Source organism: Escherichia sp. KCJ4928 (assembly GCF_004352695.1).
Taxonomy (GTDB): Bacteria; Pseudomonadota; Gammaproteobacteria; order Enterobacterales; family Enterobacteriaceae; genus ECMA0423.
This window is the reverse complement of record NZ_SJWV01000109.1, coordinates 1-13557: the sequence shown is the minus strand read 5'-3', so window position 1 is coordinate 13557 and position 13557 is coordinate 1. Positions and strand designations below refer to the sequence as shown.

13 protein-coding genes and 1 pseudogene are annotated in these 13557 nt (G+C 51.2%); 12 read left to right on the top strand and 2 right to left on the bottom strand.

From position 1 onward, the window contains the following. Positions 1–294 precede the first annotated feature (294 nt). Positions 295–558 (top strand): type B 50S ribosomal protein L31, encoded by a 264-nt coding sequence (locus tag E0D98_RS15500; protein ID WP_000803999.1) that lies wholly within the window; start codon positions 295–297, stop codon positions 556–558. Then, complete coding sequence (ykgO, locus tag E0D98_RS15495; protein ID WP_000866436.1) at positions 558–698, top strand: type B 50S ribosomal protein L36; 141 nt, start codon at positions 558–560, stop codon at positions 696–698. Before E0D98_RS15500 ends, ykgO begins: the two co-directional genes overlap by 1 nt. A 34-nt stretch (positions 699–732) precedes the next feature. On the opposite strand, the gene ykgL is transcribed toward ykgO, so the two are convergent. After that, complete coding sequence (gene ykgL, locus E0D98_RS15490; RefSeq protein WP_001147277.1) at positions 733–960, bottom strand: protein YkgL; 228 nt, start codon at positions 958–960, stop codon at positions 733–735. A gap of 822 nt (positions 961–1782) precedes the next feature. On the opposite strand from ykgL, the gene ecpR reads away from it, so the two are divergent. The 7 genes from ecpR to E0D98_RS15455 all read left to right on the top strand — a co-directional run bounded on the left by ecpR (position 1783) and on the right by E0D98_RS15455 (position 9218). Further along, the gene (ecpR, locus tag E0D98_RS15485) at positions 1783–2325 is read left to right on the top strand and encodes an ECP biosynthesis operon DNA-binding transcriptional regulator EcpR (RefSeq protein ID WP_001296902.1); all 543 of its coding nucleotides are present in this window, start codon (positions 1783–1785) and stop codon (positions 2323–2325) included. Positions 2326–2399: 74 nt separating this feature from the next. Continuing rightward, the gene (ecpA, locus tag E0D98_RS15480) at positions 2400–2987 is read left to right on the top strand and encodes a common pilus major fimbrillin subunit EcpA (protein ID WP_000730974.1); all 588 of its coding nucleotides are present in this window, start codon (positions 2400–2402) and stop codon (positions 2985–2987) included. Positions 2988–3044: 57 nt separating this feature from the next. Next, positions 3045–3713, top strand: coding sequence for a fimbrial chaperone EcpB (gene ecpB / locus E0D98_RS15475; protein ID WP_000716398.1), 669 nt, complete (start codon positions 3045–3047; stop codon positions 3711–3713). Positions 3714–3738: 25 nt separating this feature from the next. Next, positions 3739–6264: a fimbrial usher EcpC gene (ecpC, locus tag E0D98_RS15470; protein WP_050877164.1), complete on the top strand. Its 2526-nt coding sequence runs from the start codon at positions 3739–3741 to the stop codon at positions 6262–6264. Then, positions 6254–7897 (top strand): fimbrial adhesin EcpD, encoded by a 1644-nt coding sequence (ecpD, locus tag E0D98_RS15465; protein ID WP_001323478.1) that lies wholly within the window; start codon positions 6254–6256, stop codon positions 7895–7897. Before ecpC ends, ecpD begins: the two co-directional genes overlap by 11 nt. Further along, positions 7866–8576 (top strand): fimbrial chaperone EcpE, encoded by a 711-nt coding sequence (gene ecpE, locus E0D98_RS15460; protein WP_001296887.1) that lies wholly within the window; start codon positions 7866–7868, stop codon positions 8574–8576. Before ecpD ends, ecpE begins: the two co-directional genes overlap by 32 nt. 312 nt (positions 8577–8888) lie before the next feature. Beyond that, positions 8889–9218, top strand: a complete 330-nt coding sequence (locus tag E0D98_RS15455; RefSeq protein WP_001303809.1) for a YkgJ family cysteine cluster protein — start codon at positions 8889–8891, stop codon at positions 9216–9218. A 247-nt stretch (positions 9219–9465) separates the two neighbouring features. Here E0D98_RS15455 and E0D98_RS15450 read toward each other — a convergent pair whose 3' ends face one another. Then, complete coding sequence (locus tag E0D98_RS15450; RefSeq protein ID WP_001019920.1) at positions 9466–10080, bottom strand: YagU family protein; 615 nt, start codon at positions 10078–10080, stop codon at positions 9466–9468. A gap of 417 nt (positions 10081–10497) precedes the next feature. On the opposite strand from E0D98_RS15450, the gene paoA reads away from it, so the two are divergent. From paoA to paoC, 3 genes and pseudogenes are all read left to right on the top strand, one after another. Next, complete coding sequence (paoA, locus tag E0D98_RS15445) at positions 10498–11187, top strand: aldehyde dehydrogenase iron-sulfur subunit PaoA (protein WP_000070694.1); 690 nt, start codon at positions 10498–10500, stop codon at positions 11185–11187. Continuing rightward, the gene (gene paoB, locus E0D98_RS15440; RefSeq protein WP_000643328.1) at positions 11184–12140 is read left to right on the top strand and encodes an aldehyde oxidoreductase FAD-binding subunit PaoB; all 957 of its coding nucleotides are present in this window, start codon (positions 11184–11186) and stop codon (positions 12138–12140) included. The genes paoA and paoB overlap by 4 nt, the downstream gene beginning before the upstream one ends. Further along, positions 12137–13557: pseudogene (paoC, locus tag E0D98_RS15435) on the top strand (aldehyde oxidoreductase molybdenum-binding subunit PaoC); the annotation flags it as partial. The gene paoB and the pseudogene paoC, both read left to right, overlap by 4 nt.

Genomic DNA, 13557 nt, shown 5'->3' with positions numbered 1-13557 from the left:
ATTATATCCGTGGGAGAGGAATACACGCTGTCAGGTAATCAATCATACTGCGATAAATCATCGGCCAGTAAAGTGGAGATAACCTCCATTGTCGAAAAATCCATACTCTCAGCAAAACCATCATCAATCACTCATCCAGGCGTTTATGGGAGCGTCACCAATGGCTGCTAACAATGCCAGAGTTCCCCGTTGCGAAAATTCCACATCCACAAAGAGTCACAGGGATTGGGTGTTGAAATGATCCGGATGAGCATGTATCTTTATGGTTATGTTATAACATAACAGGTAAAAATGATGAAGCCCAATATCCATCCTGAGTATCGTACTGTGGTGTTCCACGACACCAGTGTTGATGAGTACTTTAAAATCGGCTCGACTATCAAAACAGACCGTGAGATTGAGCTGGATGGCGTAACGTATCCATACGTGACAATTGATGTCTCTTCTAAATCGCACCCGTTCTATACAGGGAAGCTGAGAACAGTGGCATCAGAAGGAAATGTTGCACGATTCACCCAACGTTTTGGTCGTTTTGTTAGCACGAAAAAGGGGTCGTGATGAAAGTTCTTAACTCTCTGCGTACCGCAAAAGAACGCCATCCAGACTGTCAGATTGTGAAGCGAAAAGGACGGCTATATGTGATTTGTAAATCTAATCCACGTTTTAAGGCCGTTCAGGGTCGTAAGAAAAAACGTTGATTCAAAATTCGACGGATTAACGATATTTGTCTGATTAATAATCAGATCGGATTAATGTTGGTGTGTTTATAACACCAACATTAATTTTCCTGGGGATATATTCCTCCTGTTCATTTGAGGCCAACTGCCTGACGTTTCTCTCCGAATATTCCATTATCTTAATGTTGACTTGTTGACCAGCTTCGCCCCTGTATGCTGGCATCAACTCTCTTTTAGACTGAACACGCCACTCAGTCTCCTCCCTTTGCGGCGCAGCCTGCATTTTCACTCAAACTGTTAAGATGATAAATGTGGTAAATCTGTTGGTACTAACATAAAAACGTTTACGCCACAGGAACAGTCTGATCCACCGGTAACCCCGTCGCCGACGTTCGAGTGCCAGTTAGAGTAACGCGCACAGATAACTGCACTCAGTGCCCTGACAAAGAGGCCATCGTTCCTGTGACAGCTGGCAGCCTTCGTTTAACTTCACTTAATCTGGCTCTTGGGGGCTTACCGAACAGATGACGTACATACGCCCGTTCAATTTTCCATCACTTATTGTAATGAACACCTATAACCATTTTGTGCGGCATGTTAATCCATTAAAATTTCTTACTGATTGGCAAATCATCTTCAATGACAGCTCATTATAGTTTTATATTCTATCCCTTACCCTTAAAACTTGTTTTTTTACTAGTCCATCACACAGCGCATTAAGACTATTCCTAACACTTCAGGGCAAAGTTCCTGACCAATATAAAATGCAAGTAAGAATTGAACGTTATATTGCCAATAACCTTATGAAACCAAATGTCTTTTTCTTCTTATCAAAAAAGCAATATTTTCAGTTTTTCTAAATATTGACTTAACCATTGAATTCCTTTTCCGTTCACATATTGACACTCATCGGGAAAAAAACATAAATTTAAGCCCAATCGAAAATAATTAAACTTAATCTTGTTTAACCTTTATTGATATGTGCTACGTATCTTATTTACTTCCGGTTTACTAAGGAAACTGAATGCACCTGTAAAAATTATAGGTTTGGAAAGTAGTGACATGGCAAAGTGATTACAGCAGGGACTATGAGGTTAAAAACCATATGGAATGTCAAAACCGTTCTGATAAATACATCTGGTCTCCCCATGACGCCTACTTCTATAAAGGACTATCTGAACTGATTGTGGATATCGACAGATTAATTTATCTATCGTTGGAGAAAATTAGAAAAGATTTCGTGTTTATCAATCTCAATACGGATTCTTTATCTGAATTTATAAACCGTGATAATGAATGGTTATCCGCGGTAAAGGGGAAACAGGTCGTATTGATTGCGGCCAGAAAGTCAGAAGCCTTAGCAAATTATTGGTATTACAATAGCAATATTAGGGGCGTGGTATACGCTGGACTGAGTCGTGATATTAGAAAAGAACTGGCCTATGTGATTAATGGCAGGTTCCTGAGAAAAGATATTAAGAAAGATAAAATCACGGACCGGGAAATGGAAATTATCCGCATGACGGCCCAGGGAATGCAACCTAAATCGATTGCCAGAATTGAAAATTGTAGTGTGAAGACAGTGTATACCCATCGGCGTAATGCTGAGGCCAAGCTGTACTCAAAAATATATAAGTTGGTTCAGTAAACTCCAGGCAAGTTAGTTTTAAAAAATGACTCACTGGGACATCACGTCCTCAATTCAACTCGGGAAGAAATGCAATGAAAAAAAAGGTTCTGGCAATAGCTCTGGTAACGGTGTTTACCGGCATGGGTGTGGCGCAGGCTGCTGACGTAACAGCTCAGGCTGTAGCGACCTGGTCGGCAACAGCCAAAAAAGACACCACCAGTAAGCTGGTTGTGACGCCACTCGGTAGCCTGGCGTTCCAGTATGCCGAAGGCATTAAAGGTTTTAACTCACAGAAAGGTCTATTTGACGTGGCTATCGAGGGTGACTCAACGGCTACCGCCTTTAAACTGACCTCACGTCTTATCACCAACACATTAACCCAGTTGGATACCTCAGGTTCCACACTGAATGTGGGCGTGGATTATAACGGCGCGGCAGTCGAAAAAACTGGCGATACCGTGATGATCGATACCGCCAACGGCGTACTGGGCGGCAACCTTAGCCCGCTGGCTAACGGTTACAATGCCAGCAATCGTACCACCGCACAGGATGGTTTCACCTTCACCATCATCAGCGGCACCACCAATGGTACCACCGCAGTAACCGATTACAGCACTCTACCGGAAGGCATCTGGAGCGGCGACGTTAGCGTACAGTTCGACGCGACCTGGACCAGTTAATCTCTCTGATGTACCAGCAGGGGTAGCCCCCCTGCTTTATTCCTGGACGGAATTGTTATGAAAAAGCACCTTCTGCCTCTCGCTCTGCTGTTTTCCGGAATATCTCCGGCCCAGGCGCTGGATGTCGGCGATATATCATCGTTTATGAACAGTGACAGCAGCACGCTGAGCAAAACGATCAAAAACAGTACCGACAGTGGTCGCCTTATCAATATCCGTCTCGAACGGCTCTCTTCACCGCTTGACGACGGGCAGGTTATCTCAATGGACAAGCCGGATGAGTTGCTACTCACTCCCGCCAGCTTGCTGCTACCCGCCCAAGCCAGCGAAGTGATCCGCTTCTTCTATAAGGGACCCGCAGATGAAAAAGAGCGCTACTACCGCATTGTCTGGTTTGATCAGGCCCTCAGTGATGCGCAGCGCGATAATGCCAACCGCAGCGCTGTGGCCACTGCTTCCGCCCGCATCGGCACCATTCTGGTCGTCGCCCCTCGTCAGGCGAACTACCACTTTCAGTACGCCAACGGCTCCCTGACAAATACAGGAAATGCGACGCTGCGGATCCTCGCCTACGGACCTTGCCTGAAAGCCGCCAACGGTAAGGAGTGTAAAGAGAATTACTACCTGATGCCGGGCAAGTCGCGTCGTTTTACCCGCGTGGACACGGCGGATAACAAAGGACGGGTTGCACTTTGGCAGGGTGATAAGTTCATTCCCGTGAAATAGATAGCTGTGCAGATGGATAACGACAATGCCTTTACGACGGTTCTCCCCAGGACTGAAAGCCCAGTTTGCCTTCGGCATGGTCTTTTTGTTCGTTCAGCCCGATGCCAGCGCTGCTGACATAAGTGCGCAGCAAATAGGTGGGGTGATTATTCCGCAGGCCTTCAGTCAGGCGCTTCAGGACGGCATGAGCGTCCCGCTCTATATTCATCTCGCCGGTAGCCAGGGTCGCCAGGACGATCAGCGAATCGGCAGCGCTTTTATCTGGCTGGATGATGGACAGCTACGCATCCGGAAAATACAGCTGGAAGAGAGTGAAGATAACGCCAGTGTCAGCGAACAAACTCGACAGCAGCTGATGGCTCTGGCCAACGCCCTGTTCAATGAGGCCCTTACCATCCCCCTGACTGACAACGCGCAGCTGGATCTCAGCTTGCGCCAACTGCTGCTGCAGCTGGTGGTCAAGCGCGAAGCGCTGGGCACCGTACTACGCTCACGTAGCGAAGACATCGGGCAGTCCAGTGTTAACACCCTCAGCAGTAATCTGAGCTATAACTTGGGCGTCTATAACAACCAGTTGCGTAACGGCGGGAGCAACACATCCAGCTATCTGTCGCTGAATAACGTTACTGCGCTGCGCGAACATCATGTGGTGCTCGACGGCTCGCTGTACGGGATCGGTAGCGATCAACAGGACAGTGAATTATATAAAGCGATGTATGAACGCGATTTTGCCGGTCACCGATTTGCCGGTGGAATGCTCGACACCTGGAACTTGCAGTCCTTAGGGCCGATGACCGCCATTTCAGCAGGGAAGATTTACGGCCTTTCCTGGGGAAACCAGGCCAGCTCCACCATCTTCGACAGCAGCCAGTCAGCCACGCCAGTGATCGCCTTTTTACCGGCGGCGGGCGAAGTACATCTCACCCGTGATGGGCGGCTACTAAGCGTTCAGAACTTCACTATGGGCAATCATGAAGTGGATACCCGGGGTCTACCGTACGGGATTTACGATGTGGAAGTTGAGGTGATCGTTAACGGTCGCGTGATCAGCAAACGCACCCAGCGGGTCAATAAGCTGTTTAGCCGGGGGCGCGGCGTCGGTGCACCACTGGCGTGGCAGGTATGGGGCGGTAGCTTTCATATGGATCGCTGGTCGGAAAACGGGAAAAAGACGCGACCAGCTAAAGAGAGTTGGCTAGCAGGTGCCTCGACCTCCGGCTCATTGAGTACGCTTAGCTGGGCGGCAACGGGATATGGATACGATAATCAGGCGGTGGGTGAAACCCGTCTGACGCTGCCGCTTGGGGGGGCGATCAACGTTAACCTGCAAAATATGCTGGCCAGTGACAGCTCATGGAGCAGCATCGGCAGCATCAGCGCCACTCTACCGGGAGGCTTTAGTTCGCTGTGGGTTAATCAGGAAAAAACCCGCATTGGCAATCAATTGCGACGTAGCGATGCCGATAACCGTGCAATCGGCGGCACACTCAACCTGAACTCACTGTGGTCGAAGCTGGGCACATTCAGCATCAGCTACAATGATGACCGCCGTTACAACAGCCATTATTACACGGCAGATTACTATCAAAATGTCTACAGCGGTACCTTTGGTTCGCTTGGCCTGCGGGCCGGTATTCAGCGCTATAACAACGGCGACAGCAACGCCAATACAGGGAAATATATCGCTCTCGATCTCTCGCTACCACTGGGCAACTGGTTTAGCGCAGGGATGACCCATCAAAACGGCTACACCATGGCAAACCTGTCAGCACGCAAACAGTTTGATGAAGGAACCATTCGCACTGTTGGTGCCAATCTGTCACGTGCCATCTCCGGCGATACCGGTGATGACAAAACCCTCAGCGGTGGGGCGTATGCACAGTTCGACGCTCGTTACGCCAGCGGAACGCTGAACGTCAATAGCGCGGCGGACGGCTACATCAATACCAACTTGACCGCCAATGGCAGCGTCGGCTGGCAGGGTAAAAACATCGCTGCCAGCGGGCGGACTGATGGCAACGCTGGGGTGATATTCAACACCGGGCTGGAGGACGACGGTCAGATCAGCGCCAAAATCAACGGGCGGATTTTCCCGCTTAACGGCAAGCGTAACTATCTCCCGCTCTCTCCCTATGGAAGATATGAGGTGGAGTTACAGAACAGCAAAAACTCACTCGACAGCTACGATATCGTCAGCGGCCGCAAAAGCCATCTGACTCTCTATCCAGGCAATGTCGCTGTCATTGAGCCAGAGGTGAAGCAGATGGTTACCGTCTCCGGTCGTATCCGTGCGGAAGACGGCACACTGCTGGCTAACGCACGGATTAACAACCATATCGGCCGAACCCGAACCGATGAAAACGGCGAGTTTGTCATGGACGTGGATAAGAAATATCCCACTATCGATTTTCGCTACAGTGGCAATAAAACCTGCGAAGTGGCACTGGAACTCAACCAGGCGCGCGGTGCCGTCTGGGTCGGTGATGTGGTCTGCAGCGGCCTCTCATCGTGGGCGGCGGTGACGCAGACAGGAGAAGAGAATGAGAGTTAACCTACTAATAACGATGATAATTTTCGCGCTAATCTGGCCAGTAACTGAGCTCAGAGCGGCAGTGAGCAAAACAACCTGGGCGGATGCACCGGCACGCGAGTTTGTGTTTGTCGAAAACAACTCAGACGACAACTTTTTCGTCACTCCTGGCGGGGCGCTGGATCCGCGCCTGACCGGTGCCAACCGCTGGACCGGTTTAAAATACACTGGTTCAGGAACCATCTATCAGCAAAGCCTCGGCTACATTGATAACGGTTACAACACCGGCCTTTATACCAACTGGAAGTTTGATATGTGGCTGGAAAATTCACCAGTTTCATCTCCTTTAACTGGCTTGCGCTGCATCAACTGGTACGCTGGGTGTAATATGACCACCAGTCTTATCCTGCCGCAAACCACCGACGCCAGTGGATTTTATGGCGCGACGGTGACCAGCGGCGGCGCGAAGTGGATGCACGGCATGTTGTCAGACGCGTTTTACCAGTATCTGCAACAAATGCCCGTCGGCAGCAGCTTTACAATGACCATCAATGCCTGCCAGACCTCTGTGAACTATGACGCCAGCAGCGGCGCACGCTGTAAGGATCAGGCCTCCGGCAACTGGTATGTTCGCAACGTCACCCATACGAAAGCAGCAAATCTGCGGTTAATAAATACCCACTCGCTGGCGGAGGTATTTATCAACAGCGACGGAGTACCGACTCTGGGCGAAGGGAACGCCGACTGCCGGACACAGACCATCGGCAGCCTTTCAGGATTAAGTTGTAAGATGGTCAACTATACCCTGCAAACAAACGGACTCAGCAACACCTCAATCCATATATTCCCGGCGATCGCCAACTCGTCGTTAGCCTCGGCCGTCGGGGCGTACGATATGCAGTTCAGTCTGAATGGCAGTTCATGGAAACCGGTGAGCAATACCGCCTATTACTACACCTTCAACGAGATGAAGAGCGCAGACTCGATCTATGTTTTCTTCTCGAGCAACTTCTTTAAGCAGATGGTGAACCTCGGGATCAGCGATATCAACACCAAAGATCTATTCAACTTTCGCTTTCAGAACACCACATCACCGGAGTCTGGCTGGTATGAATTTTCTACCTCCAACACGCTGATTATCAAACCCCGTGATTTCAGCATCAGTATTATCTCCGATGAATATACTCAGACACCGTCGCGGGAGGGATATGTTGGCAGCGGCGAGTCGGCACTCGATTTCGGCTATATCGTAACCACCAGCGGTAAAACAGCTGCCGACGAAGTGCTGATCAAGGTGACCGGACCCGCGCAGGTGATTGGCGGGCGCTCCTATTGTGTCTTCAGCTCCGATGACGGTAAGGCGAAAGTACCGTTCCCGGCGACACTTTCCTTTATTACCCGCAACGGAGCTACAAAAACCTACGATGCCGGGTGCGATGATAGCTGGCGGGATATGACCGATGCGCTGTGGTTGACCACACCGTGGACTGATATCTCTGGCGAAGTGGGGCAGATGGATAAGACCACAGTCAAATTTTCGATTCCAATGGATAACGCCATTTCGCTGCGTACGGTAGATGATAACGGCTGGTTTGGCGAAGTCAGCGCTTCAGGAGAGATTCATGTTCAGGCGACGTGGCGTAACATTAACTAAAGCCCTGCTGACAGCGGTCTGTATGCTGGCGGCACCTTTGACACAGGCGATTTCGGTCGGCAATCTGACATTTTCGCTGCCGTCCGAGACTGACTTTGTCAGCAAACGTGTAGTGAATAACAACAAAAGCGCACGGATATACCGTATTGCCATCAGTGCTATTGATAGCCCGGGCAGCAGTGAATTGCGCACCCGACCGGTGGATGGTGAACTGCTTTTCGCCCCCCGCCAGCTGGCGTTGCAGGCTGGTGAGAGCGAGTATTTTAAATTTTACTATCATGGTCCACGGGATAACCGCGAGCGCTACTACCGGGTCTCATTTCGCGAGGTCCCCACTCGTAACCAGACAAGACGCAGCCCAACCGGCGGCGAGGTCAGCACGGAGCCGGTGGTGGTGATGGATACCATTCTGGTAGTACGACCACGTCAGGTTCAGTTTAAATGGTCCTTCGACAAGGTGACAGGAACGGTAAGTAACACTGGCAACACATGGTTTAAGCTACTGATTAAGCCAGGATGTGATTCGACCGAAGAGGAAGGCGATGCCTGGTATCTACGTCCGGGAGACGTGGTTCGTCAGCCTGAGTTACGTCAGCCGGGGAATCATTATCTGGTCTATAACGACAAATTCATTAAGATTAGCGATTCCTGTCCGGCTAAGCCCCCTTCGGCGGACTAAGACTTATCCATCGGTCGAGGGAAGAATTCCACCTCAGAGCTCCAAAAATCGTTTAAATGATGTGGAAGCGATCGTCAATGTCACCTGTAACGATGGGCTTTCTCATATGCACACCATAGTGTTCAGGAGACACGGAAAGGTATCAGGCAGCCTGCTAATGAGTGGTTTAATCACGAATTAGTACGTAAAATCGGTAACGGCTGGAAATCATTCAATACTCACACTATCGAAAGTTCCCCAGCCAACCGCGGTACGTTCTTACATACGATGTACCGCTGTTCTCTTTACGATTTTTAGCTGTACTGGTGAATTATGAGCAATCTGAATCCATGCATGACGTGTGGTGCCTGTTGTGCATTTTTCCGCGTCTCTTTTTACTGGGCCGAAGCCGACGATGCTGGCGGTACTATTCCCGCCAGGCTCACTGAACAAATATCCCCTTTTCACCGATGCATGAGCGGTACCAATCAGAAAAACCCCCGATGTATTGCCCTTGCAGGAACCCCGGGCAAAAATGCCTGCTGCACGATATATAAAAATCGATCGTCCACATGCAGAGAATTTGCCATGTCTGGTGAGAACGGAGTCGTCAATGAGGCTTGCAATCGTGCAAGGGCTAAATACGGGCTGACACCGTTATAAACATACAATAATTAATTGCACTGCCCCGCCAGCGATAATAGCGGGGCTTCGTTTTTCAGGGGTAACAAAACCCGATACTTCTTCTATTTGCCAGCAACAATGCCTCTCTTCTGTAGCGTTCTTCGGATCTACATCATCCTGAAGTAGCGCGATATACTCACTGACTATCTGAATCAGAATATAAAAAGCAATGTTTTTAACCTATAAAAATGGCGCTGTATTTGCGCCATTTTTATCATTCAATGCATTATCTGTTTGAGCCTAAAGGGATCTCAGGGTCTGGCTCATGAGTAATTCTGTTTCGTAAATCTCTGCGAATAATTTCAATAGACCAGAACCAGACTAAATGTCCAAAAATTTCAGAAACATTCTCATACCACGGGAGATCAAACAGAGGTGGCGTCAGTCCCATGAGAGGGAATGAAATCATATGAACAAAAAGTTGGGCTAAAGCACCTGCCAGTAAGCCCTGCCAGAGTTTAATTTTTGGAAATACTTCAGCGACCACACAATAACCGACAGCAAACACTATCGAAAAGATAATGTGCGTAACACCAACCCAGTTAAAGACATGCCCGGCAAAGGTATAAACAGCCGCATTGGGATCTGTCAGCCCCAACCAGTCTCGAAGAAAAATATACGGTGGATTGAGAAAATTACGCGAGCAATCAATTTGGCCTGCAGCCCTGATTAATGATTCCGGGCCACACGCTGCATTAAACATATCCACCGGGCTACGTGGCGGCAATGGAACTTCAGCCCCCCACTTCACGAATGCGGAAACAACGCCAGCAATCAGCCCAATGAATGCAGCAAGACCATAACGTCTGCGGTTCGGTGGAGTTTGTTCAAATATATTCATATCTACCCTGCTTGTACCATTATGTTATACACCTCTTCAGGAGTATTCATAAAACAAGGCAAATGTAAAGAATTGTATTGTTTTGTATAACAAGATAGTTTCCTAATCGCCAATGAATATAAGCTCCATCATTTCTCCCTATTTTTATATTAGAAGTGACAGAGATTTGCAGGGTGATGCAGAGCTGAAAATCACAGGTTTCCTTATTGGTTTTTGCATCGTACAACTAAAGCAATAAACCAGCTCCCATCATCATCAACATCCCGGCGAACATGAATTTATTAGCCGGGCTCATAGCTGCATTCGCGTTTTAAGAATAATCCTCCTGCTGTCGCCGACTATGCTTAACGTTTAAAAAAGCATCAGCACTCTCGCAACGCACTCTTATTTTCCCCTTTAGAATACCGGAGGCCTGGTATGAGCAACCAAGGCGAATACCCCGAAGATAATCGGGTTGGGAAGCACGAGCCGCACGATTTAAGTTTGACCCGTCGCGATCTGATTAAAGTGAGCGCCGCAACAGCGGCGACCGCCGTGGTTTATCCTCATTCTACGCTGGCGGCAAGCGTTCCGGCAGCTACACCCGCGCCAGAGATAATGCCCCTGACACTGAAGGTGAACGGCAAAACCGAGCAGCTTGAGGTGGATACCCGAACCACGCTACTGGACGCTTTGCGTGAAAATCTGCATTTGATCGGTACCAAGAAAGGTTGCGATCACGGACAGTGCGGAGCCTGTACCGTGCTGGTCAATGGTCGCAGGCTTAATGCCTGCCTGACGCTTGCAGTCATGCATCAGGGGGCCGAGATCACCACCATTGAAGGCCTGGGTTCGCCAGATAATCTTCACCCCATGCAGGCGGCCTTTATCAAGCATGATGGCTTCCAGTGCGGCTACTGCACCTCCGGGCAAATTTGCTCATCAGTAGCGGTGCTAAAAGAGATTCAGGACGGCATTCCCAGTCACGTCACGGTCGATTTGGTTTCCGCTCCAGAAACAACTGCCGATGAGATCCGTGAACGTATGAGCGGCAACATCTGTCGCTGTGGTGCATACGCTAACATCCTTGCCGCCATTGAAGATGCTGCGGGGGAGATAAAATCATGAAGGCGTTTACCTATGAACGAGTGAACACCCCAGCCGAGGCGGCACTTAGCGCTCAGCGCGTACCCGGCGCAAAATTTATCGCGGGCGGGACCAATCTGCTGGACCTGATGAAGCTGGAAATTGAAACGCCCACCCACCTTATCGATGTGAACGGCCTCGGGCTCGATAAGATTGAAGTGACCGACGCGGGTGGGCTGCGCATCGGCGCACTGGTACGGAACACCGACCTGGCGGCTCACGAGCGCGTGCGTCGTGATTACGCGGTACTCTCCCGCGCCCTGCTCGCTGGCGCATCTGGTCAGTTACGTAATCAGGCAACCACCGCAGGTAATCTGCTCCAGCGCACGCGCTGCCCCTATTTTTACGACACCAATCAGCCCTGCAATAAGCGCCTGCCCGGGAGCGGCTGCGCGGCGCTTGAAGGCTTTAGCCGTCAGCACGCGGTGGTAGGCGTAAGCGAAGCCTGCATTGCCACCCATCCGAGCGATATGGCGGTCGCAATGCGGTTGCTGGATGCGGTGGTGGAAACCATCACGCCGGAGGGAAAGACTCGCAGTATCACACTGGCTGATTTTTATCACCCTCCGGGAAAAACGCCGCACATTGAAACCGCCCTGCTTCCCGGTGAGCTTATCGTTGCGGTGACGTTACCTCCGCCGCTCGGCGGAAAACATATCTACCGTAAGGTGCGCGATCGCGCCTCCTACGCCTTTGCCCTGGTATCGGTCGCGGCGATTATTCACCCTGACGGCAGCGGGCGCGTCGCGCTGGGCGGAGTAGCACATAAGCCCTGGCGCATTGAGGCTGCGGATGCTCAGCTATCCCAGGGGGCGCAGGCCGTATATGACACGCTGTTCGCCAGCGCCCATCCCACCGCTGAAAACACCTTTAAACTCCTGTTGGCGAAGCGAACGCTTGCCTCCGTACTGGCTGAAGCGAGGGCACAGGCATGAAATTTGATAAACCCGCAGGGGAAAACCCGATCGATCAGCTGAAGGTTGTCGGTCGTCCCCATGACCGCATCGACGGACCGCTGAAAACTACCGGCACGGCACGCTACGCCTACGAATGGCATGAAGAAGCCCCCAACGCCGCCTATGGCTATATCGTCGGTTCCGCCATTGCCAAAGGACGCCTCACCGCCCTTGATACGGACGCCGCGCAAAAAGCGCCGGGCGTACTGGCTGTCATTACCGCCAGTAACGCCGGGGCACTCGGCAAAGGCGACAAAAACACCGCCAGACTGTTAGGCGGCCCCACTATTGAGCACTATCATCAGGCCATTGCGCTGGTAGTGGCCGAGACCTTCGAACAGGCGCGAGCGGCGGCCTCGCTGGTGCAGGCACACTATCGCCGTAATAAAGGAGCTTACTCCCTGGCGGACGAAAAACAGGCCGTCAATCAGCCGCCGGAAGACACGCCCGACAAAAACGTCGGTGACTTTGACGGGGCTTTCACCTCCGCTGCGGTGAAGATTGATGCTACCTACACGACCCCGGACCAGAGCCATATGGCGATGGAGCCGCATGCCTCGATGGCCGTCTGGGATGGAAATAAGCTTACCCTCTGGACCTCAAATCAGATGATTGACTGGTGCCGCACCGATCTGGCAAAAACGCTGAAAGTTCCCGTGGAGAATGTGCGTATTATCTCCCCGTATATCGGCGGAGGGTTTGGCGGCAAGCTGTTCCTGAGAAGCGATGCGCTGCTGGCGGCCCTCGCCGCCCGAGCGGTGAAACGTCCGGTTAAAGTGATGCTCCCCCGCCCCTCTATTCCCAATAACACCACGCACCGCCCCGCCACCCTTCAGCACTTGCGTATCGGTGCCGACCAGAGCGGGAAAATCACCGCTATCTCACATGAAAGCTGGTCTGGAAACCTGCCCGGCGGCACGCCGGAAACGGCGGTACAGCAAAGCGAATTACTCTACGCCGGGGCGAATCGTCATACCGGCCTGCGGCTCGCCACGCTTGATTTGCCGGAAGGGAACGCCATGCGTGCGCCCGGCGAAGCCCCCGGTCTGATGGCGCTCGAAATCGCGATCGACGAACTGGCGGAAAAAGCGGGCATCGATCCCGTCGAGTTTCGCATCCTGAATGACACTCAGGTTGACCCCGCCGACCCGACGCGCTGCTTCTCTCGCCGTCAGCTTATCGAGTGCTTGCGCACCGGAGCGGATAAATTTGGCTGGAAGCAGCGCAACGCCACACCCGGACAGGTGCGCGACGGGGAGTGGCTAGTCGGCCACGGTGTTGCGGCGGGCTTTCGCAATAATCTGCTGGAAAAATCGGGTGCTCGGGTTCACCTCGAACAAAACGGCACCGTTACCGTAGAAACGGACATGACCGACATTGGCACCGGCAGCTACAC

Coding starts and splice junctions, on each gene's coding strand:
- paoA (WP_000070694.1), top strand. CDS start 10,498: ATGAGCAACCAAGGCGAATACCCCGAAGATAATCGGGTTGGGAAGCAC.
- E0D98_RS15500 (WP_000803999.1), top strand. CDS start 295: ATGAAGCCCAATATCCATCCTGAGTATCGTACTGTGGTGTTCCACGAC.
- E0D98_RS15455 (WP_001303809.1), top strand. CDS start 8,889: ATGAGCAATCTGAATCCATGCATGACGTGTGGTGCCTGTTGTGCATTT.
- ecpR (WP_001296902.1), top strand. CDS start 1,783: ATGGAATGTCAAAACCGTTCTGATAAATACATCTGGTCTCCCCATGAC.
- E0D98_RS15450 (WP_001019920.1), bottom strand. CDS start 10,080: ATGAATATATTTGAACAAACTCCACCGAACCGCAGACGTTATGGTCTT.
- ecpA (WP_000730974.1), top strand. CDS start 2,400: ATGAAAAAAAAGGTTCTGGCAATAGCTCTGGTAACGGTGTTTACCGGC.
- ecpC (WP_050877164.1), top strand. CDS start 3,739: ATGCCTTTACGACGGTTCTCCCCAGGACTGAAAGCCCAGTTTGCCTTC.
- ykgL (WP_001147277.1), bottom strand. CDS start 960: ATGCAGGCTGCGCCGCAAAGGGAGGAGACTGAGTGGCGTGTTCAGTCT.
- ecpB (WP_000716398.1), top strand. CDS start 3,045: ATGAAAAAGCACCTTCTGCCTCTCGCTCTGCTGTTTTCCGGAATATCT.
- ykgO (WP_000866436.1), top strand. CDS start 558: ATGAAAGTTCTTAACTCTCTGCGTACCGCAAAAGAACGCCATCCAGAC.
- ecpE (WP_001296887.1), top strand. CDS start 7,866: ATGTTCAGGCGACGTGGCGTAACATTAACTAAAGCCCTGCTGACAGCG.
- ecpD (WP_001323478.1), top strand. CDS start 6,254: ATGAGAGTTAACCTACTAATAACGATGATAATTTTCGCGCTAATCTGG.
- paoB (WP_000643328.1), top strand. CDS start 11,184: ATGAAGGCGTTTACCTATGAACGAGTGAACACCCCAGCCGAGGCGGCA.